Here is a 16,565-nt window from a genome sequence, read left to right as displayed (position 1 = left end):
AAGGAATCAGATTGCGCTTTCTCCACACCGCCGACTGGCATCTCGGTCGGCTGTTCCATGCCCGTAGCCTGATCGAGGATCAGGCCCATGTGCTCGACCAGTTCGTCGCCCTTGTCCGCGACGCACGGCCAGACGCCGTGCTGATCGCGGGCGACGTGTACGACCGCGCGGTGCCCCCGCCGGACGCGGTGGCACTGCTCGACGATGTGCTGGCGCGCATTGTCGTCGGCGAGCGTGTGCCCGTCGTGATGATCGCCGGCAACCACGACAGCGCCCAGCGGCTGGACTTCGGCGCGCGGCTCATGACCGGACAGGGTCTGCATGTGGCGGGACGCGTGGGCGCGCAGGCCAGCAGCCTCACGCTGCGCGACGCGCATGGCGACGTCCGCATCTATGCGATCCCCTACGCGGAACCGGCCGTCGTGCGCGACGCGCTGGGCCTCGAACTCCCGCATCACGAGGCGGCGCTGGGTGCCCAGCTGGCTGCCATTCGCGCCGCGCATCCGGCGAACACGCGATCGGTGGCCGTGGCGCACGCGTTTGTCGTGGGTGGCGCGGCCAGCGAATCGGAGCGTCCGCTCTCGGTCGGCGGCAGCGGTGCCGTCGCGGCCGGCGTGTTCGACGGCTTCGACTATGTCGCGCTCGGCCACCTGCATCGCCCGCAGACGCTGGGCACGAATGTCCATTACTCGGGGTCGCTGCTCAAGTATTCGCTGTCGGAGGCGGGCCACGCCAAGAGCGTGTCGCTGGTGGAACTCGACGGGGCAGGCGCGGTGCGCATCGAGCCGATCGCCCTGCGTCCGATGCGCGATCTGCGGCTGTTGCGTGGCGAACTGGCCACGCTTATCGCCAGCGCGGCGGATGACCCTTGCCGCGACGACTACATTCATGCGGTACTGACGGATGCCGGCGCGCTCCTCGATCCGATGGCGCGGCTGCGGCAGGCCTATCCGAACGCGCTGGCCATGGAGCGCGCGGTGCTCGCGCGCAGCGGCAGCGCACGCGAGGCGGGACGCCGCCTGCGCGAACTCGATACCGGCGCGTTGTTCGCCAGCTTCTTCCGCGAGGTGGCCGACGCCGACCTCGACGTGGACCAGCGCCGTACGCTGGACGACCTGCTTGCCGCAATGGCGGCATCGGAAAGGGAATCGGCATGAAACCGCTGCACCTGAAATTGCAGGCGTTCGGTCCGTTCGCAACCAGCGAGTCGATCGATTTCACCCAATTGGGGGACCAGGCGTTCTTCCTCATTCATGGCCCTACCGGCGCTGGCAAGACGACGCTGCTCGATGCGATCTGCTTTGCGCTGTATGGCGACACGTCCGGTGGCGAGCGGGATCCGCGCGATATGCGCAATGCCAATGCCGATCCGGCGCTGCGCACCGAAGTCACGCTCGAGTTCGCGCTGGGTTCGCAGCGCTACCGCGTCACGCGTTCGCCCGCGCAGGAGCGTCCGAGCCTTCGTGCGTCGGGCACGCTCGTGCGCGAGATTCCCAAGGCGCAGCTCGACGCGCTGGCCGAGGAGCGCTGGGTCAGCAAGGCGACCCAGCCTGGCCGCGTCAGCGATGCGGTGCGCGAACTGCTTGGGTTCGACAGCGCGCAGTTCCGGCAGGTCATCGTGCTGCCGCAGGGGCGGTTCCGCGAACTGCTGACCGCGAAGTCGCAGGAACGGCAGGCGATTCTCGAGCGCCTGTTCCAGACCGAACTCTATCGGCGCGTCGAGGAACTGCTGAAGGAGCAGGCGGCGGGCATCCGCCGCGAGGCCGATGCGATTTCGCTGCGCCGGAAGACGCTGCTCGATCAGCATGCGCTGGCAACGCCGGAGGCGCTGGCCGCGCGGATCGCGGGGCAGCAGGATGCACTGGCGATGCTCGACCGGCAGGAGCAGCTTGCGCGTGCCGATAGCGATGCGGCACGGGCTGCGTTGAGCAAGGCCGAGATCGAGGCGCAGCAGCTCAAGCGCTGGAAGGACGCGGAGGAAGCGTTCGGCAGGCTCTCCGCGCGGCGAGAGGCGATGGTTGCGGAGCGCGCGCGGCTGCGCACGGCGCAGCGGGCGGCGCAGGTGTCGCCAATGGCCGAACATCTGGCGGCGATGGCGCGCGATCAGGCCGAGGCGCGGGAAGCGCTGGCCCAGCGCGAGCAGGAGGTGGCGACTCATTCGACGGCCGCGCGCGCGGCGGCCGAGGTGCTGGCCGGCGAGCAGGGCCGTGGCGAGATGCGCGTGGCGCTGCAACGCGAGATTGCGGCGCGGGAGGCGATGCTGCCGCGCGCGCGGCAGATGAGTGCGCTGCAGGCGCGGCTGGCCGATGCCACGAAGGCGCTGGTGGGCGCGACGCGTGCGCGCGATACGGCGACGGCGGCGGTGGCGAAGCATCTGGAGCGTCAGCAGACGGTCTCGGTCGATCTGGAGCGTGCGCGGGCGGAGGCGATACCGATGGCCACGCTGACGTTGCAGCGCGATCAGGCGGTCGAGCAGCAGACGCGGCTGGCGCAGTACGCGGCCGCGCGTGCGCGCATGCCCGGGTTGCGTGAGGCGCTGGCGGCGGCCGAGCATGCGCATGTTCGCGCGGTGAGCGCGCGCGATGGCGCGCGGCAGGCGCTGGTGCACGATGAACGGGCCTGGCGCGCGGGACAGGCCGCGCGGCTGGCGAGCGACCTGGCGCGCGGCGCGCCATGCCCCGTATGTGGCGGCACCGAGCATCCGTCGCCGGCGGCGCATGCGGAGCTGTTGTCGATCGGCGACGCGCAACTCGATGCGAGCCGGGATGCGCTGCATCGGGCGGACGAGCAGGTACAGGCGACCGCTACGCGCCGGCATGCTGCGTATGGAGAGCTGGCGCAGGCCGAGGCACGGCTTGCGGATCTCGCGGAACTGGCACGGCTGCAGCCGGCGCCGGCTGTGGCCCGGATGGACGATGCACCCAGCGCGCCCAACGCGTCCGATGACGACATTGCCGCCGCCGCGCGGGCGATCGATGGGGAGGTGGCGCGGCTGACGGACGCGCTCAAGGTCGCGGCGCAAGCGGCCGCGCGGTTGCCGAACCTCGAGGCTGCGCATGCCGATGCGCGTGGCGCGCACGAAGCCGCCGTCGCGCAGGCGCGCGAGGCCGAGCACGTCGCGCAGCAGCTTGCGCAGGCCGCCGCGCAACTCGAAGGCGAATGGCGTGGCGCTTGCGAGCAGGTGCCCGAGGACTCGCGCGACCCGGTCGCGCTCGAAGCCGCGCTCGCCAAAGCGCGCGAGCGTGCGCTGGCGCTCGAGCAGGCATTGCAACGCGCGCAGATGACCGAACGCGATGCCGCGTCGCAGCTGGCCGCCGCCGTGGCCGCGCTAGACGCCGCGCGTACGCAGCTGACGCAGACCGACGCGCGCCACGTGCAGGCGCAGGCGTCGTTCGTCAACGCGATTGCCGCCGCGGGCTTCGACAGTCTCGAAGCCTGGCAGACCGCATGCCTGCCCCCGGCCGCGATGGTCGCCCTCGACGAGGCAGTACGCGATTTCGAGCTCGAGATCGCCCGTGCCGCAGACCGCCGCGAACGTGCCGAGGCCGAAGCGAAATCGCTGCAACCGCCCGACCTCCCGGCCCTGCAGGCCGCACGCGACACCGCCGCCGCCAACCTCGAGGCCGCAATCCGCCAGCGCAGCGAACTCGCCGCCGCGCGGGAGACGCTGCTGCAATGCCAGCGCCTGCTCGACGCGCTGGAAGCGGACGGCCGCGATATCGAGACACGCTACGCGGTGCTCGGACGCCTGTCGGAAGTGGCCAATGGCAACAATCCGCGCCGCATCACGTTCCAGCGCTTCGTGCTCGCCTCGCTGCTGGACGAAGTGCTCGAGGCCGCGTCGCAGCGCCTCATGCGCATGAGCCGCGGCCGCTATACGCTGCAACGCGTGCGCGAGCAGGTGGACCAGCGCAGCGCGGGCGGCCTCGACCTCGAAGTGTTCGACCATGACACCGGCGGCACGCGTCCGGCCAATACGCTCTCCGGCGGCGAAGGATTCCTCGCCTCGCTGTCGCTGGCGCTCGGCCTTGCCGACGTCGTGCAATCGCGCGCGGGCGGCATCCAGCTCGACACGCTGTTCGTGGATGAAGGCTTTGGCACGCTCGACCCGGAGAGCCTCGACTTCGCCATCCGCACGCTGCTGGATCTCCAGCAGGCGGGCCGGCTGGTCGGCATCATTTCGCACGTGAGCGAGCTCCGCGAACGCATCGACGTGCGGCTGGAAGTCCGCCCCGGCGCGGCCGGCAGCCACGCGGTGCTTCAACTACCCTAAGCTCACGGAAGCCCGGCGCGCGGGGCGGCAAGTGCCGTCCCGCCGGCTTGACCGGGCAATGGTCGCAGGTGTAATCTCCTTCTCACTGTTCATTGTGCGAATTCAAGTTCGATAGGCGAACAAATCGGTTCCACAAGGAGGCAGCCTGCGGCGCCACCGTGCCGCTTGTACCAGACAACACAAGATTGTCGGACCCTGTTCCGCTGCCGCCGCGCCCAGCCGCGACGCAGCGGATAAATCGTCCAGCAAGAATTATCCGGAGACCTCCTTTGCGCGCCGCCCCATGCGGCCCGGGCCCGGACCTCTGCCGGACCCTTCCGTGATTGGAACGCAAGTGATCAACAAGCTTTATGACTCGGTGGAATCGGCGGTCGCCGACATCCACGATGGCGCCACGATCATGATCGGCGGCTTCGGTCTTGCGGGCATGCCCGCGGAACTGATCGACGCACTGATCGCCCAGGGCGCGCGCGACCTCACCATCGTCAACAACAACGCCGGCAACGGCGACACCGGTCTGGCCGCGCTGCTCAAGGCCCGTCAGGTGCGCAAGATCATCTGCTCGTTCCCGCGCCAGGCCGACTCGTACGTCTTCGACTCGCTCTACCATGCGGGCGATATCGAACTGGAACTGGTGCCGCAGGGCAACCTGGCCGAGCGCATTCGCGCGGCCGGTGCCGGCATCGGCGGCTTCTTCACGCGCACGGCCTACGGCACGCCGCTGGCCGAGGGCAAGGAAACGCGGATCATCGACGGCAAGGGCTACGTGTTCGAGAAGCCGATCTACGCGGACTTCGCGCTGATCAAGGCCGACACGGCCGACCGCTGGGGTAACCTGACGTACCGCAAGACCGCGCGCAACTTCGGCCCGATCATGGCCACCGCCGCCAAATGCGCGATCGTGCAGGTCAGCCATATCGCCGAGCTCGGCGAGATCGACCCCGAACGTGTCGTCACGCCTGGCCTTTTCGTCAAGCGCGTGGTGAAGATCGAAGGCGCCGCCGCCAAGGCCGCCTGACGCGCGACAAGGAGAACAGACATGCAACGCCTGACCCGCGATCAAATGGCCGCCCGTGTGGCCAACGACATTCCCGAAGGTGCCGTGGTGAACCTCGGCATCGGCCTGCCCACGCTGGTGGCCAACCACCTGCCCGCCGACCGCGAAATCCTGCTGCATAGCGAGAACGGCGTTCTGGGCATGGGCCCGGCGCCCGCGCCCGGCGAGGAAGACGGCGACCTGATCAACGCCGGCAAGCAGCCCGTGACGCTGAAGGCCGGTGGCTCGTTCTTCCATCATGCGGACTCGTTCGCGATGATGCGCGGCGGCCACCTCGACTTCTGCGTGCTGGGCGCGTTCCAGGTGTCCGCGAAGGGCGACCTCGCGAACTGGCACACCGGCGCGCCGGGTGCGATTCCCGCCGTGGGCGGCGCGATGGACCTCGCCATCGGCGCCAAGGAAGTGTTCGTGATGATGGAACACCAGACCAAGCAGGGCGAGAGCAAGGTCGTGGCGGAATGCACGTACCCGCTGACCGGCATCGGCTGCGTGACGCGCATCTATACGGACCTCGCCACGATCGACGTGACCCCCGACGGCCTCGTCGCGCGCGACCTCGTGGAAGGCCTGACCTTCGAGGAACTGCAGCGCGTCACCGGCGTGACCCTCAAGCAGGCAGTGGCCGCCTGATTGGCCGCCTGATTGGCCGCCCGACCGTTCGATACGCAACGACATAGCACCGAGAGAGACAGACCATGACCGAAGCCTTTATCTGCGACGCCATCCGTACCCCCATCGGCCGTTACGGCGGCAGCCTGTCGGCGGTTCGCCCCGACGATCTGGGCGCCGTGCCGCTGCGCGCGCTGCTCGCGCGCAACACGGGTCTGGACGCGGCCGCGATCGACGACGTGATCTTCGGTAACGCCAACCAGGCGGGTGAAGACAATCGCAACGTCGCGCGCATGTCGCTGCTGCTGGCCGGCCTGCCGGAAGCGGTGCCGGGCTCGACGATCAACCGCCTGTGCGGCTCGGGCATGGACGCGACCGGCACGGCCGCGCGCGCCATCAAGTCGGGCGAAGCCAACCTGATGATCGCCGGCGGCGTGGAAAGCATGAGCCGCGCGCCGTTCGTGATGGGCAAGGCCACCTCGGCCTTCTCGCGCGATGCGCAGATCTTCGACACGACCATCGGCTGGCGCTTCGTCAACCCGGCGATGCGTGCCGCGTACGGCGTGGACTCGATGCCCGAGACCGCGGAGAACGTGGCCACCGATTACAAGATCAGCCGTGAAGACCAGGATCTGATGGCGCTGCGCAGCCAGGAGAAGGCTTCGCGCGCGCAGGCCGACGGTACGCTGGCGCAAGAGATCACCGCGGTCACCATTCCGCAGAAGAAGGGCGACGCGATCGTCGTCGAGCGCGACGAACATCCGCGTGCCACCAGCATGGAAGCGCTGGCCAAGCTGCGCGGCGTGGTGCGTCCGGACGGTACCGTGACGGCCGGCAATGCCTCGGGCGTGAACGACGGCGCCTGCGCCATCCTGCTCGCCAGCGAAGCCGGCATCAAGCAGCACGGCCTGACGCCGCGCGCACGCATCGTGGGCATGGCCACCGCCGGCGTGGCGCCGCGCGTGATGGGCATCGGCCCCGTTCCCGCTTCGCAGAAGGTGCTCAGGCAGGTCGGCCTGACCATCGACCAGATGGACGTGATCGAGCTGAACGAGGCATTCGCCGCGCAAGGCCTGGCCGTGCTGCGTCAGCTTGGCGTGGCCGACGACGACAAGCGCGTGAACCCCAACGGCGGCGCAATCGCGCTGGGCCACCCGCTCGGCATGAGCGGCGCGCGCCTGGTGACCACGGCCATGTACCAGCTGCACCGTACCGGCGGCCGTTACGCGCTGTGCACGATGTGCATCGGCGTGGGCCAGGGTATCGCGATGGTGATCGAGCGCGTGTAACCCTTCGCGCTCAACCTTCTGTCCTTCCTGCCGTTAACCCTGAGTGGGAAGGTTCAGTGCTGTCTCTTCCCCAACGAGGTAGAGCAAATGCGGCCGGGCCGACAGGCTCGCCGGCCTTGCCGCATCTTTTTCTGATGGAACCGGCGTCGTTAGCCGGTGCGGAGTATTGAGATGTCCCTTCCCGTTGCCACGCTCGTTACCGGTGCCAGTTCCGGCATTGGCCGCGCCATCAGCGAAATGCTGCTGGCCGATGGCGTCACCAGGGTGATCAACGTCGATTACGTTGCCCCCACCTGGTCCCATCCCAACATGACCTTCTTCCAGGCCGACCTGACCAATGCCGAGGCGACCCGCGCCGTGGCGGAGCAGGTGACCTCGCAATTCGCCGTTACGCGGCTCGTGAACAATGCGGGCGCCACGCGCCCCGGCACGGCCGACACGGCGACCGTCGCGGATCTGAACTACGTCGTCGGCCTGCACCTGCAGGCGTCGATGCTGCTGACCCAGGCCTGCCTGCCCGCGATGCGCGCGGCCGGCTATGGCCGCATCGTCAACATGGCCTCGCGCGCGGCGCTCGGCAAGCCGGATCGCGTGGTGTATGCCGCGACCAAGGCCGGCCTCGTTGGCATGACCCGTACGCTGGCGATGGAGCTGGGCGGAGACGGTATCACCGTCAATGCCGTGGCACCGGGTCCTATCGCCACCGAGCTGTTCCGAAAGAGCAATCCGGAAGGCAGCGAACAGACCAAGCGCATTCTCGCGAGCATCACGGTGAAGCGCATGGGAACGCCGGAAGACGTGGCACGTGCCTCGCTCTTCTTCCTGTCGCCCGACAACGGTTTCGTGACCGGTCAGGTGTTGTACGTCTGCGGCGGCACTACCCTGGGCGTCGCGCCCATTTGATGACAAGAATCAGCATAACCCGGCGGTCCCACGAGGGTCGCACGGTCCCATCGATATAGTGGAGTCAAGCATGAGCATTACCAAACAACCTTCGAAGGTGCGCAGACACCTGCTGGCAGCCGGCGTGGCACTCGCCGCCGGTATCGCGGCCATGGGCGGCGCGCAGGCACAGCCGGCGTACCCGAGCAAGCCGATCACGCTGATCGTGCCGTTCTCGGCTGGCGGCACCACCGACATCCTCGCGCGCATCGTGGGTCTGGAACTGGGCAAGTCGCTCGGCCAGCCCGTGGTGATCGACAACCGTCCGGGCGCGGGCGGCAACATCGGCGCAAGCCTGGCCGCCAAGGCGCCGGCCGACGGCTACACGCTGTTCATGGGCACGATCGGCACGCACGCGATCAACCAGTCGCTGTACTCGAAGCTGCCGTTCGACCCGGTCAAGGATTTCGCGCCGATCTCGCGCGTGGCCATGGTGCCGAACGTCGTGGTCGTGAACCCGAAGGTGCCGGTCAACAACATCAAGGAACTGATCGCCTACGTGAAGGCGAACCCGGACAAGCTGTCGTTCGGCTCGTCGGGTAGCGGTTCGTCGATCCATCTGTCGGGCGAACTGTTCAACATGATGACGAACCTGCATATCCAGCACATTCCGTACAAGGGCAGCGCCCCGGCCGTGAATGACCTGCTGGGCAACCAGATCGGCCTGATGTTCGACAACCTGCCGTCGTCGTACCCGCACGTGAAGGCCGGCAAGCTGCGCGCGATCGCCGTGACCTCGGCCAAGCGCTCGCCTGCGCTGCCGGACGTGCCGACCGTGGCCGAAGCCGGTGTGCCGGGCTACGAGGCGACCTCGTGGTTCGCGCTGTACGCCACGGGCGGTACGCCGCAACCGATCGTCGATCGCCTGAACGCCGAAGTCGTGAAGATCCTCGCGATGCCGGAGGTGAAGAAGAAGCTGGCCGAGCAGGGCGCCGAACCGAATCCGGAAAAGCCGGCGCAACTGGCTGCCTTCATGAAGACCGAGGCCGCCAAGTGGGCCAAGGTGGTGAAGGCCTCGGGCGCGACGGTGGACTGATCGATCCGCTCCAGCACCATAAAAAAGCCGGCGCTACGCCGGCTTTTTTTCGTTTGGGGCCAGCAGCCTTCAAAAAAAACCGCGACATGTATGCAGTCGCGGATGAATCCCAGGCCCCAGCCTTCGGGGCGGGAGGAGACAACGGTGCATCAGGACAGGCTGTACTTGACCACCTGCTCCTCGACGCCGACGAAGCGCACGAGCTGGCGCAGGCCGCTCGCGTACTCCTTGATATGGTGGCCTTCCGGCGTGTCGGGCAGCCGGTAGTAGATCGGTGCGGACGTGGCGCGACGCTGGATCGGACCGGGACGATCGCTCGGCGGAATCGAAATCTCGGGCGCGTCGGTGGACGACTCGGCGGACAATTCCGACAATTCGGCGAGCGCGGACAGGGTTGCAGTGTCCGGTCTTGCATTCATGACAGACTCCCAGGGTGCCGTTGGATGCGGGTTGCAATGTCTGGAATGTATTGCAGACGAACGAGAATTGCCATTTCGACTTTTTTAATTCTGTATCGGAACAACTGCTTAAATTGTCAGAAATGGATGAAGGTGACATTTGTCACATTCTGGTGAATGTCTTCTCCAGATCCGGGCACGGTCTCACCGGTTAACGGCATGACTTGCCCCGACTTGCGCGCTACCATTACGCGATCGTCACGGGCGACCCCCCATCTTGCAAGCTCCGTGCCCGTCGGAAACTCCCAACGAACGCATGTCCACTCCGCACGCACTGTTGATCTCGCTGATCGAGAAGCCGTCGTCCGGCTATGACCTTGCACGCCGCTTCGACCGGTCCATCGGCTACTTCTGGCACGCCACGCACCAGCAGATCTACCGCGAGCTCGGACGCATGGCGGAGCAGGGCTGGATCGCCGTGGAAGAGCCCGCAAGCGTGTCAGAAGGCGACGAAGCGGAAAAAAGGAATCGTAAAAAGGTATATCGCGTGCTGCCCGCGGGCCGGGAGGAGCTCGCGCGCTGGGTCCGTTCGCCGGGGCACGGGCTCGACCAGCGTGAGGAAATTCTGGTCAAGCTGCGTGCGGATGCGGCCATCGGCCCGCTCGGGCTGGGCGAGGAAATGGCGCGCCTGATCGCGTTGCACGAGGCGCGCCTGGAGACCTATCGCAATATCGAGCGCAAGGATTTTGGCGCCGCGCGCATGGATCGCGCGCAGCAGCTGCAGTACGCGCTGCTCCAGCGCGGTATCCGTTTCGAGGAAGACTGGGTGGCCTGGGGCCGCGAACTGTTGCCGCTGCTCGCGGCGCCCATGCCGTCCTAGGCGGCCACGGCGGCGGCGCGGGCCTCCGCAAGGCCGAGGCGACGGCGCGCCAGCGCGTATTCCTCGATGAAACGATGCACGAGATCGGCCGCGGGTACCACGCGCTTGATCGCCCCGACGCCCTGGCCGGCCCCCCAGATCTCCTTCCACGGCTTGACGCGCGTCGAGCCGAAATTCATCGACGTGGGATCCGACACCGGCAGCGCGTCCGGGTCGAGGCCCGCGCGCACGACGCTCTCGCGCAGGTAATTGCCATGCACGCCCGTGAACAGGTTCGAGTAGATGATGTCGTCGGCGCCGCTGTCCACGATCATCTGCTTGTAGGCGGCGTCGGCGTTCGCTTCGACCGTGGCGATAAAGGCGGAGCCGATATAGGCGAGGTCGGCACCGGCCGCCTGGGCCGCCAGCACGGCGTTCCCGCTCGCGATGGCGCCGGACAGCAGCAGCGGACCGTCGAACCACTCGCGGATTTCATGCAGCAGCGCGAACGGCGAGATCGTGCCCGCGTGGCCGCCGGCACCGGCCGCCACGGCGATCAGGCCGTCGGCGCCTTTCTCGATGGCCTTGCGCGCGAAGCGGTTGTTGATCACGTCGTGCAGCACGATGCCGCCATAGCTGTGGACGGCGTCGTTGACCTCGGCGCGCGCGCCAAGCGACGTGATGACGATGGGCACCTTGTACCGCACGCACAGTTCGAGGTCGTGTTCGAGCCGGTCGTTCGAGCGATGGACGATCTGGTTCACCGCGAACGGCGCCGACGGGCGATCGGGATGCCGCGCGTCGTGCTCGGCCAGCTCGGTCGTGATGCGGTCCAGCCAGACTTCGAGCTGTTCGGCCGGACGGGCGTTCAGCGCGGGGAACGATCCCACGACGCCAGCCTTGCACTGCGCGATCACGAGGTCGGGGTTCGAGATGATGAACAGCGGCGAGCACACCGCGGGCAGGGACAGGCGGTCTTGCAGCAGGGGAGGCAGGGCCATGGCAGGAAGTCTCCGGCGAAGGTTATCGACAGGTAACGGGCAATGTGCAACTAGTTGCATAGTGTGTGCATAGTATAGAGGAGCCTGCCGCCGTCGCAAGTGGATGTTCCTGTGGCGCGTTGTCTACAATGAGCGCATCGCCTGCCAGCATGACGGAATCGTCAGTGACCACCCCTTCCAGCGCCGACCCCCTGGCCATGCACGCCGAAGCCCTCTTCGACGCCGACCTCGACAGCTGGCGCGCCCACCCCGAACGCGCGTTCGATGGCTGGCTCTCGCAACATGGCTTCCGGCACGGTACGGCGGTGGTCTATCGCTCGATGTGGGGCAAGCTGCTCCGCTGGTCCGGCGAGCAGGGCCTGGCGCCGCTGACGTGGTCGGCGGCGCAGATCGGCGAATTTCTGGACGCGCAAAAGCTGCACAAGTCGCATCGGTATCGCTACGCGCGTCTGATCGAGCGCGTGTTCCAGCACCTCTCGCTCGCGCGGCAGGATCTCCAGAATCCCGCGAGCCTGGCCGTTCGCGCGAAGCTCGCGGATGGGGAGAACGATCCCACCGCATTTCTGCTGCCGGGCGAGCGCGATCTGCTCGTCGCGCGCGTGCTGGCGCCCGCCGGCGACAACCCCCTCGATATCGGGGATGGACGCGGGGACGGTCGCGGGAGTGGGGAAGCGCGCGTCTCCCCCACGCAGTGGAAGCGCGCGCGTGACGTCGCGCTCGTGGCGGTGCTGCTCGGCGCGGGCCTCAAGGTGGCGGAGATCCGCGCACTGCGGCTCGATGCCATTGACGGGCTCGCGGATCGCGACGACCATGGCATGCCCGCCCTGCAGATGGTGCGTGCAGACAACGGGCGCGCCTACACCGCGACGCTGTTCGGGTTTGCGCACGCGCCGTTGCGGCAGTGGCTCGCGCTGCGCGCCGCGGCGGGGACGCTGGGCGATCTCGTCTTTCCGGCGATGGCATCGGGGCGGCCGATGCATGCCGCGTCCGTCTATCGCCGGGTGGAAATGCTGCTCGACGAAGCGGGTGTGCTGGCTGGCCGCAGTGAGCGCGCCTCCCCACAGACACTGCGCAATACCTGTGGCGCAATGCATTTCGACGCGGGCATGCCGCCCGCGGCAGTGGCGCAATTGCTGGGCATGCGCGACCTCGAATCCGGCTGGCGGCTCCATGCGGCGTATCAGGCATGGCAGGCACGTGCCGGATTGCCGGTCGCCCTGACCGGTAACCGGGCCGCGGATGTATCTTCGGCGTAACCTTCGGCAGGTATGATGGCCGACCGCTCAACGACTTCCATCCAGAAAACGATCACATGTCCGAGACCTTACTGCTGACAGGAGCCACCGGCTATATCGCTTCCCATACCTGGGTCGCGCTGCACAATGCCGGATACAACGTCATCGGCCTCGATAATCTGTGCAACAGCAATCGCGCGGTCGTGGAGCGGCTGGCGCGGATTACCGGATCGAATCCGCATTTCGTGGAAGGCGACGTGCGCGACCGCGCGTTGCTGGACAAGCTTTTCCGCGAACACCGGATCACGGGGGCGATTCACTTCGCCGCGCTGAAGGCGGTGGGCGAATCGGTGGCCAAGCCGCTCGCGTATTACGACAACAACCTGAACGGCCTGCTCACGCTTTGCGCGGCAATGGACGCTGCCAATGTGCGCCAGCTGGTTTTCAGCTCGTCGGCGACCGTATATGGCAATCCGCACACGGTGCCGATCCTCGAGAATTTTCCGCTTTCGGCGACGAATCCTTATGGGCAGACGAAACTCATGGGCGAGCAGATTTTGCGCGACCTCGAGTTGTCGAATCCCGACTGGAAAATCGGCTATCTGCGCTATTTCAATCCGGTCGGCGCGCACGACAGCGGCCTGATCGGTGAAGACCCGGGCGGCGTGCCCAACAACCTGATGCCATATGTCGCGCAGGTGGCCGGCGGCCGCCGTGAAAAGCTCATGGTATTCGGGGGTGACTACCCGACCGTCGATGGCACGGGCGTGCGCGACTATATCCATGTGAGCGACCTCGCCGATGGCCACCTTGCCGCGCTGGTGTACCTGCGCGACAAGAACGAGGGTTTTACCGTGAATCTGGGTACCGGCCGCGGCTACAGCGTGCTCGAGGTCGTCAAGGCGTACGAACGTGCGAGCGGCAGGCCCGTTCCATATCAGATCGTGGATCGCCGCCCCGGCGATATCGCCTCGTGCTACGCCGATCCCGCGCTCGCGCAGCGCCTGATCGGCTGGCGCGCGCAGCATGACATCGATCGCATGTGCGAGGACTCGTGGCGCTGGCAGTCGATGAATCCGCTGGGCTTTGCAGGTTAGCCGGCCCGGCTGGCCGTCACGGTCATAAGAAAAAACCGGGCAATGCCCGGTTTTTTATTTGTCGCCGAAACTGGCCCGCTTTAGCGGATCAGGAAATCCTCGACGGTCTTGCCGTTGGCCAGCGCCTGCGTCAGCCAGCCCGGGCGCTTGCCGCGGCCGGTCCAGGTATTGCCAGCGGTATCGCGATACCGAACCGGCACCTTGCGGCTGGCCTTCTTGCCGGCCGCCGGCTTGGCGCCGAACCCGAGATCGTCAGCCGTCAGGCCATATTGTTCGATTTTCTCGCGAATATCGGCAATCACTGCAGCTTGCTCGCGAGACTTGATCTCCTCGGCCTGCTTCTGCAGTTCGTTGATTTTCTGAACGATTTCCTGATAGGTCGCCATGGTTGCCTCGATCGCTGAATTGACGACGGGAATTATAACCATTTATTGCGTGACTGCAAATCCGCGTATCGGCCTGTGCCCGAGAAATGAAGAATGTCCTCATTTCAAATTGCGCACTGAACTTTCGCGCGGAATGCGGGTCGCCAGGTATTTTCGCCGTAGCGATGCAGACGGTGCCGAAGATGCAGAATTTTCTCATCGGCATTCTGTGCCGGATTCGTGAAAATCGACCGAATGTACCGCGATCCCGCGCCAGCACTACCACTGGGAAAATTCCGAGCGTGTGCCGAGGCCTCGACAATTACCGATCCGATGCCGAAGTGCGCGAATCTGCATTCGCGTTTGCGATTTACCGCAATGCCTCAAGGATGTATCGGGGTCGCCGTTATTGCCCAAGAGCGGATCACCACGCAGTGATCCGCCGGAACGGGGGTAAGGAGAACCTTCGTCGCATCCAACCTAATGGCTTCGGCGCATCATGTCCTTTCAGAATATTCAGATCAGAACGCTCCTTAGAGGGGCGATGGCTTCGTTGACGGCAATTCTGTTGCTGGTCGGCGGTGCCGGGCTGCATGGCATTTCGCAGTCCAACGATGCGCTCAAGGAAACTTATTCAAATCAGCTGGCGTCGGCGCAGGCGCTCAGCGAGGCGATGCTCGGTACGACGCGCCTGCGCCTGGCGCTGGACCGCGGCGTCATGCCGGGCTCGGAAAACGACGATCCGAAGAAGCATGTCGATCGTTCGAAGGTGTTCGTGGATGCTTCCGATACCGCCTGGAAGCGCTATCTGGCGCTTCCGCAGGGCGACGAGGAAAAGGCGCTGGCGACCGAGCTCGGGCGCAAGCGGCAGGACTTCTTCGAGAAGGGCATCGGCCCGCTTCAGAACGCGCTGCTGTCGCAGAACCGTGACGAAGCGCTGCGCCTCGCACGCGACACGATGCCGGAACTGCAACGCGCGCTGGGCAGCGCGCACGAAGCCCTGGAGAAATTCCAGCTGCGGACGGGCAAGGACAACTTCGAGGGCGCGCAGGCGCGCTTCGAACGGCTGCGTGTCATGGCCGTCGCCCTGATCGCGCTGGGCATGCTGATCGCCGTCGCCGGCACCATCACGCTGCATCGCGCGATCGTGCGGCCGGTGGAAGAGGCGCTGGGCGTGTTCGAGCGCATTGCGCGCGGCGACCTGACCTCGCGGATCGTCAGCGTGTCCCGCAACGAGATCGGCCGCATGATGCAGGCGCTCGCAGCGATGCAGGAGAGCCTGTCCGGCATTGTCGCGGAAGTGCGCGGCGGCACCGATTCGATCGCCTCGGCCACGCAGCAGATCTCGGCCGGCAACACGGACCTGTCGCAACGCACCGAGGAACAGGCGTCGTCGCTGGAACAAACCGCCGCGAGCATGGAAGAACTGACCACCGTGGTGCGCCAGAACGCCGACAACGCTCGCCAGGCCGGCATGCTGGCCGGCGAGGCGTCGCAGATCGCGCTCAAGGGCGGCGACGTGGTGGGCCGCGTGGTCGATACGATGAACGAGATCAACGGCGCGTCGCGCAAGGTGGTCGAAATCATCGGCGTGATCGAGGGCATCGCGTTCCAGACCAATATCCTGGCGCTCAACGCCGCGGTGGAAGCGGCGCGCGCCGGCGAGCAGGGCCGCGGCTTCGCGGTCGTGGCCGGCGAGGTGCGCAGCCTCGCGCAACGCTCGGCCAATGCGGCCAAGGAAATCGAATCGCTGATCAGCGAGTCCGGACAGCGCGTGGAGTCGGGGACGCGCCTCGTGGCCGAGGCGGGCCAGACCATGGGCGAGATCGTCCAGGCCGTACGCCGCGTGACGGACATCATGAACGAGATCGGCGCGGCCACGCAGGAACAGACCACGGGCATCGAACAGGTCAATCAGGCCGTGAGCCAGATGGACGAAGTGACCCAGCAGAACGCGGCACTGGTGGAGGAAGCCGCGGCCGCGGCGGGCGCGCTCGAAGAGCAGGCACAAAAGCTCAAGAACGTGGTGTCGGTGTTCACGCTCGCGGCCAGCGGCACGCGGCCGGCGCCGATGGTCGCCGCCGCCGTGGCGCGCGTGGCGCCCGATCTGGCACCCAGCCCGGCTGCCTTGCCGGCCGTGGCGCGCACGCAGGCCGCGCGCCAGCCGGTCAAGCCGTCGGGGGCGCGCGCGCCCGTTGTACGCAAGCCACGCGAGACGCGTTTGTTGCGGCCCAGCGTTGCCGCGGCAGGCCCTGCTGCGTCCGCCGACGACAACTGGAGCGCGTTCTGACGTTCTGAATGAAAGGAATTGAGCGAACGGCTGTTCACACGGCGTCGGCAAAATGCCATGATGCGGGCTTTTGTGCCCGCCTCGTCGGTGTGAGTCGCGCAAGCGCTCCCAGGA

Annotated in this window: 15 protein-coding genes; 12 read left to right on the top strand and 3 right to left on the bottom strand. The window is 66.8% G+C overall.

Translation table 11 applies throughout. The features are described from left to right. The first annotated feature begins 11 nt into the window (after nt 1–11). The 7 genes from AAHB16_RS17050 to AAHB16_RS17020 all read left to right on the top strand — a co-directional run bounded on the left by AAHB16_RS17050 (nt 12) and on the right by AAHB16_RS17020 (nt 9,206). Nucleotides 12–1,157: an exonuclease SbcCD subunit D gene (locus AAHB16_RS17050; RefSeq protein WP_342051523.1), complete on the top strand. Its 1,146-nt coding sequence runs from the start codon at nt 12–14 to the stop codon at nt 1,155–1,157. Continuing rightward, complete coding sequence (locus AAHB16_RS17045; RefSeq protein ID WP_342051522.1) at nt 1,154–4,273, top strand: SMC family ATPase; 3,120 nt, start codon at nt 1,154–1,156, stop codon at nt 4,271–4,273. The genes AAHB16_RS17050 and AAHB16_RS17045 overlap by 4 nt, the downstream gene beginning before the upstream one ends. Before the next feature lie 334 nt (nt 4,274–4,607). Then, the gene (locus tag AAHB16_RS17040; RefSeq protein WP_150377472.1) at nt 4,608–5,291 is read left to right on the top strand and encodes a 3-oxoacid CoA-transferase subunit A; all 684 of its coding nucleotides are present in this window, start codon (nt 4,608–4,610) and stop codon (nt 5,289–5,291) included. A gap of 21 nt (nt 5,292–5,312) precedes the next feature. Continuing rightward, nucleotides 5,313–5,960 (top strand): 3-oxoacid CoA-transferase subunit B, encoded by a 648-nt coding sequence (locus AAHB16_RS17035; protein WP_150376168.1) that lies wholly within the window; start codon nt 5,313–5,315, stop codon nt 5,958–5,960. A gap of 65 nt (nt 5,961–6,025) precedes the next feature. Beyond that, a complete protein-coding gene (gene pcaF, locus AAHB16_RS17030; RefSeq protein ID WP_342051521.1) occupies nt 6,026–7,228 on the top strand; it encodes a 3-oxoadipyl-CoA thiolase in 1,203 nt (400 codons plus the stop codon). 171 nt (nt 7,229–7,399) lie between these two features. Continuing rightward, nucleotides 7,400–8,131, top strand: a complete 732-nt coding sequence (locus AAHB16_RS17025) for an SDR family NAD(P)-dependent oxidoreductase (RefSeq protein ID WP_150376172.1) — start codon at nt 7,400–7,402, stop codon at nt 8,129–8,131. Nucleotides 8,132–8,201: 70 nt separating this feature from the next. Then, a complete protein-coding gene (locus AAHB16_RS17020; protein ID WP_150376174.1) occupies nt 8,202–9,206 on the top strand; it encodes a Bug family tripartite tricarboxylate transporter substrate binding protein in 1,005 nt (334 codons plus the stop codon). 149 nt (nt 9,207–9,355) lie between these two features. Here AAHB16_RS17020 and AAHB16_RS17015 read toward each other — a convergent pair whose 3' ends face one another. Next, nucleotides 9,356–9,625, bottom strand: coding sequence for a hypothetical protein (locus AAHB16_RS17015; protein WP_342051520.1), 270 nt, complete (start codon nt 9,623–9,625; stop codon nt 9,356–9,358). Nucleotides 9,626–9,920: 295 nt separating this feature from the next. On the opposite strand from AAHB16_RS17015, the gene AAHB16_RS17010 reads away from it, so the two are divergent. Further along, nucleotides 9,921–10,484: a PadR family transcriptional regulator gene (locus tag AAHB16_RS17010; RefSeq protein ID WP_150376178.1), complete on the top strand. Its 564-nt coding sequence runs from the start codon at nt 9,921–9,923 to the stop codon at nt 10,482–10,484. Here AAHB16_RS17010 and AAHB16_RS17005 read toward each other — a convergent pair. Continuing rightward, nucleotides 10,481–11,464 carry an NAD(P)H-dependent flavin oxidoreductase gene (locus AAHB16_RS17005; RefSeq protein ID WP_150376180.1) on the bottom strand — a complete coding sequence of 328 codons (984 nt, stop codon included), beginning with the start codon at nt 11,462–11,464 and terminating at the stop codon, nt 10,481–10,483. The two genes, AAHB16_RS17010 and AAHB16_RS17005, sit on opposite strands and share 4 nt — an antisense overlap. 197 nt (nt 11,465–11,661) lie before the next feature. Here AAHB16_RS17005 and AAHB16_RS17000 point away from each other — a divergent pair, with 197 nt between their 5' ends. Next, the gene (locus tag AAHB16_RS17000) at nt 11,662–12,720 is read left to right on the top strand and encodes a tyrosine-type recombinase/integrase (RefSeq protein ID WP_342051546.1); all 1,059 of its coding nucleotides are present in this window, start codon (nt 11,662–11,664) and stop codon (nt 12,718–12,720) included. A gap of 56 nt (nt 12,721–12,776) precedes the next feature. After that, on the top strand, nt 12,777–13,796 hold the full coding sequence (gene galE, locus AAHB16_RS16995) for a UDP-glucose 4-epimerase GalE (RefSeq protein ID WP_150376184.1): 1,020 nt from the start codon (nt 12,777–12,779) through the stop codon (nt 13,794–13,796). A gap of 80 nt (nt 13,797–13,876) precedes the next feature. On the opposite strand, the gene AAHB16_RS16990 is transcribed toward galE, so the two are convergent. Next, on the bottom strand, nt 13,877–14,182 hold the full coding sequence (locus AAHB16_RS16990) for an H-NS histone family protein (RefSeq protein WP_109585511.1): 306 nt from the start codon (nt 14,180–14,182) through the stop codon (nt 13,877–13,879). Between AAHB16_RS16990 and AAHB16_RS16985 the strand changes: the two genes are divergently transcribed. Together AAHB16_RS16985 and AAHB16_RS16980 are read left to right on the top strand one after the other, a co-directional pair. After that, complete coding sequence (locus tag AAHB16_RS16985; protein ID WP_342051519.1) at nt 14,181–14,405, top strand: hypothetical protein; 225 nt, start codon at nt 14,181–14,183, stop codon at nt 14,403–14,405. The two genes, AAHB16_RS16990 and AAHB16_RS16985, sit on opposite strands and share 2 nt — an antisense overlap. Before the next feature lie 255 nt (nt 14,406–14,660). After that, nucleotides 14,661–16,451, top strand: a complete 1,791-nt coding sequence (locus AAHB16_RS16980) for a methyl-accepting chemotaxis protein (RefSeq protein WP_150376186.1) — start codon at nt 14,661–14,663, stop codon at nt 16,449–16,451. Nucleotides 16,452–16,565 lie beyond the last annotated feature (114 nt).

The sequence above is a fragment of the Cupriavidus sp. OTU4054 genome, assembly GCF_038440175.1.
Lineage (GTDB): Bacteria > Pseudomonadota > Gammaproteobacteria > Burkholderiales > Burkholderiaceae > Cupriavidus > Cupriavidus pauculus_D.
This window is presented reverse-complemented; position numbering and strand designations above follow the sequence as displayed.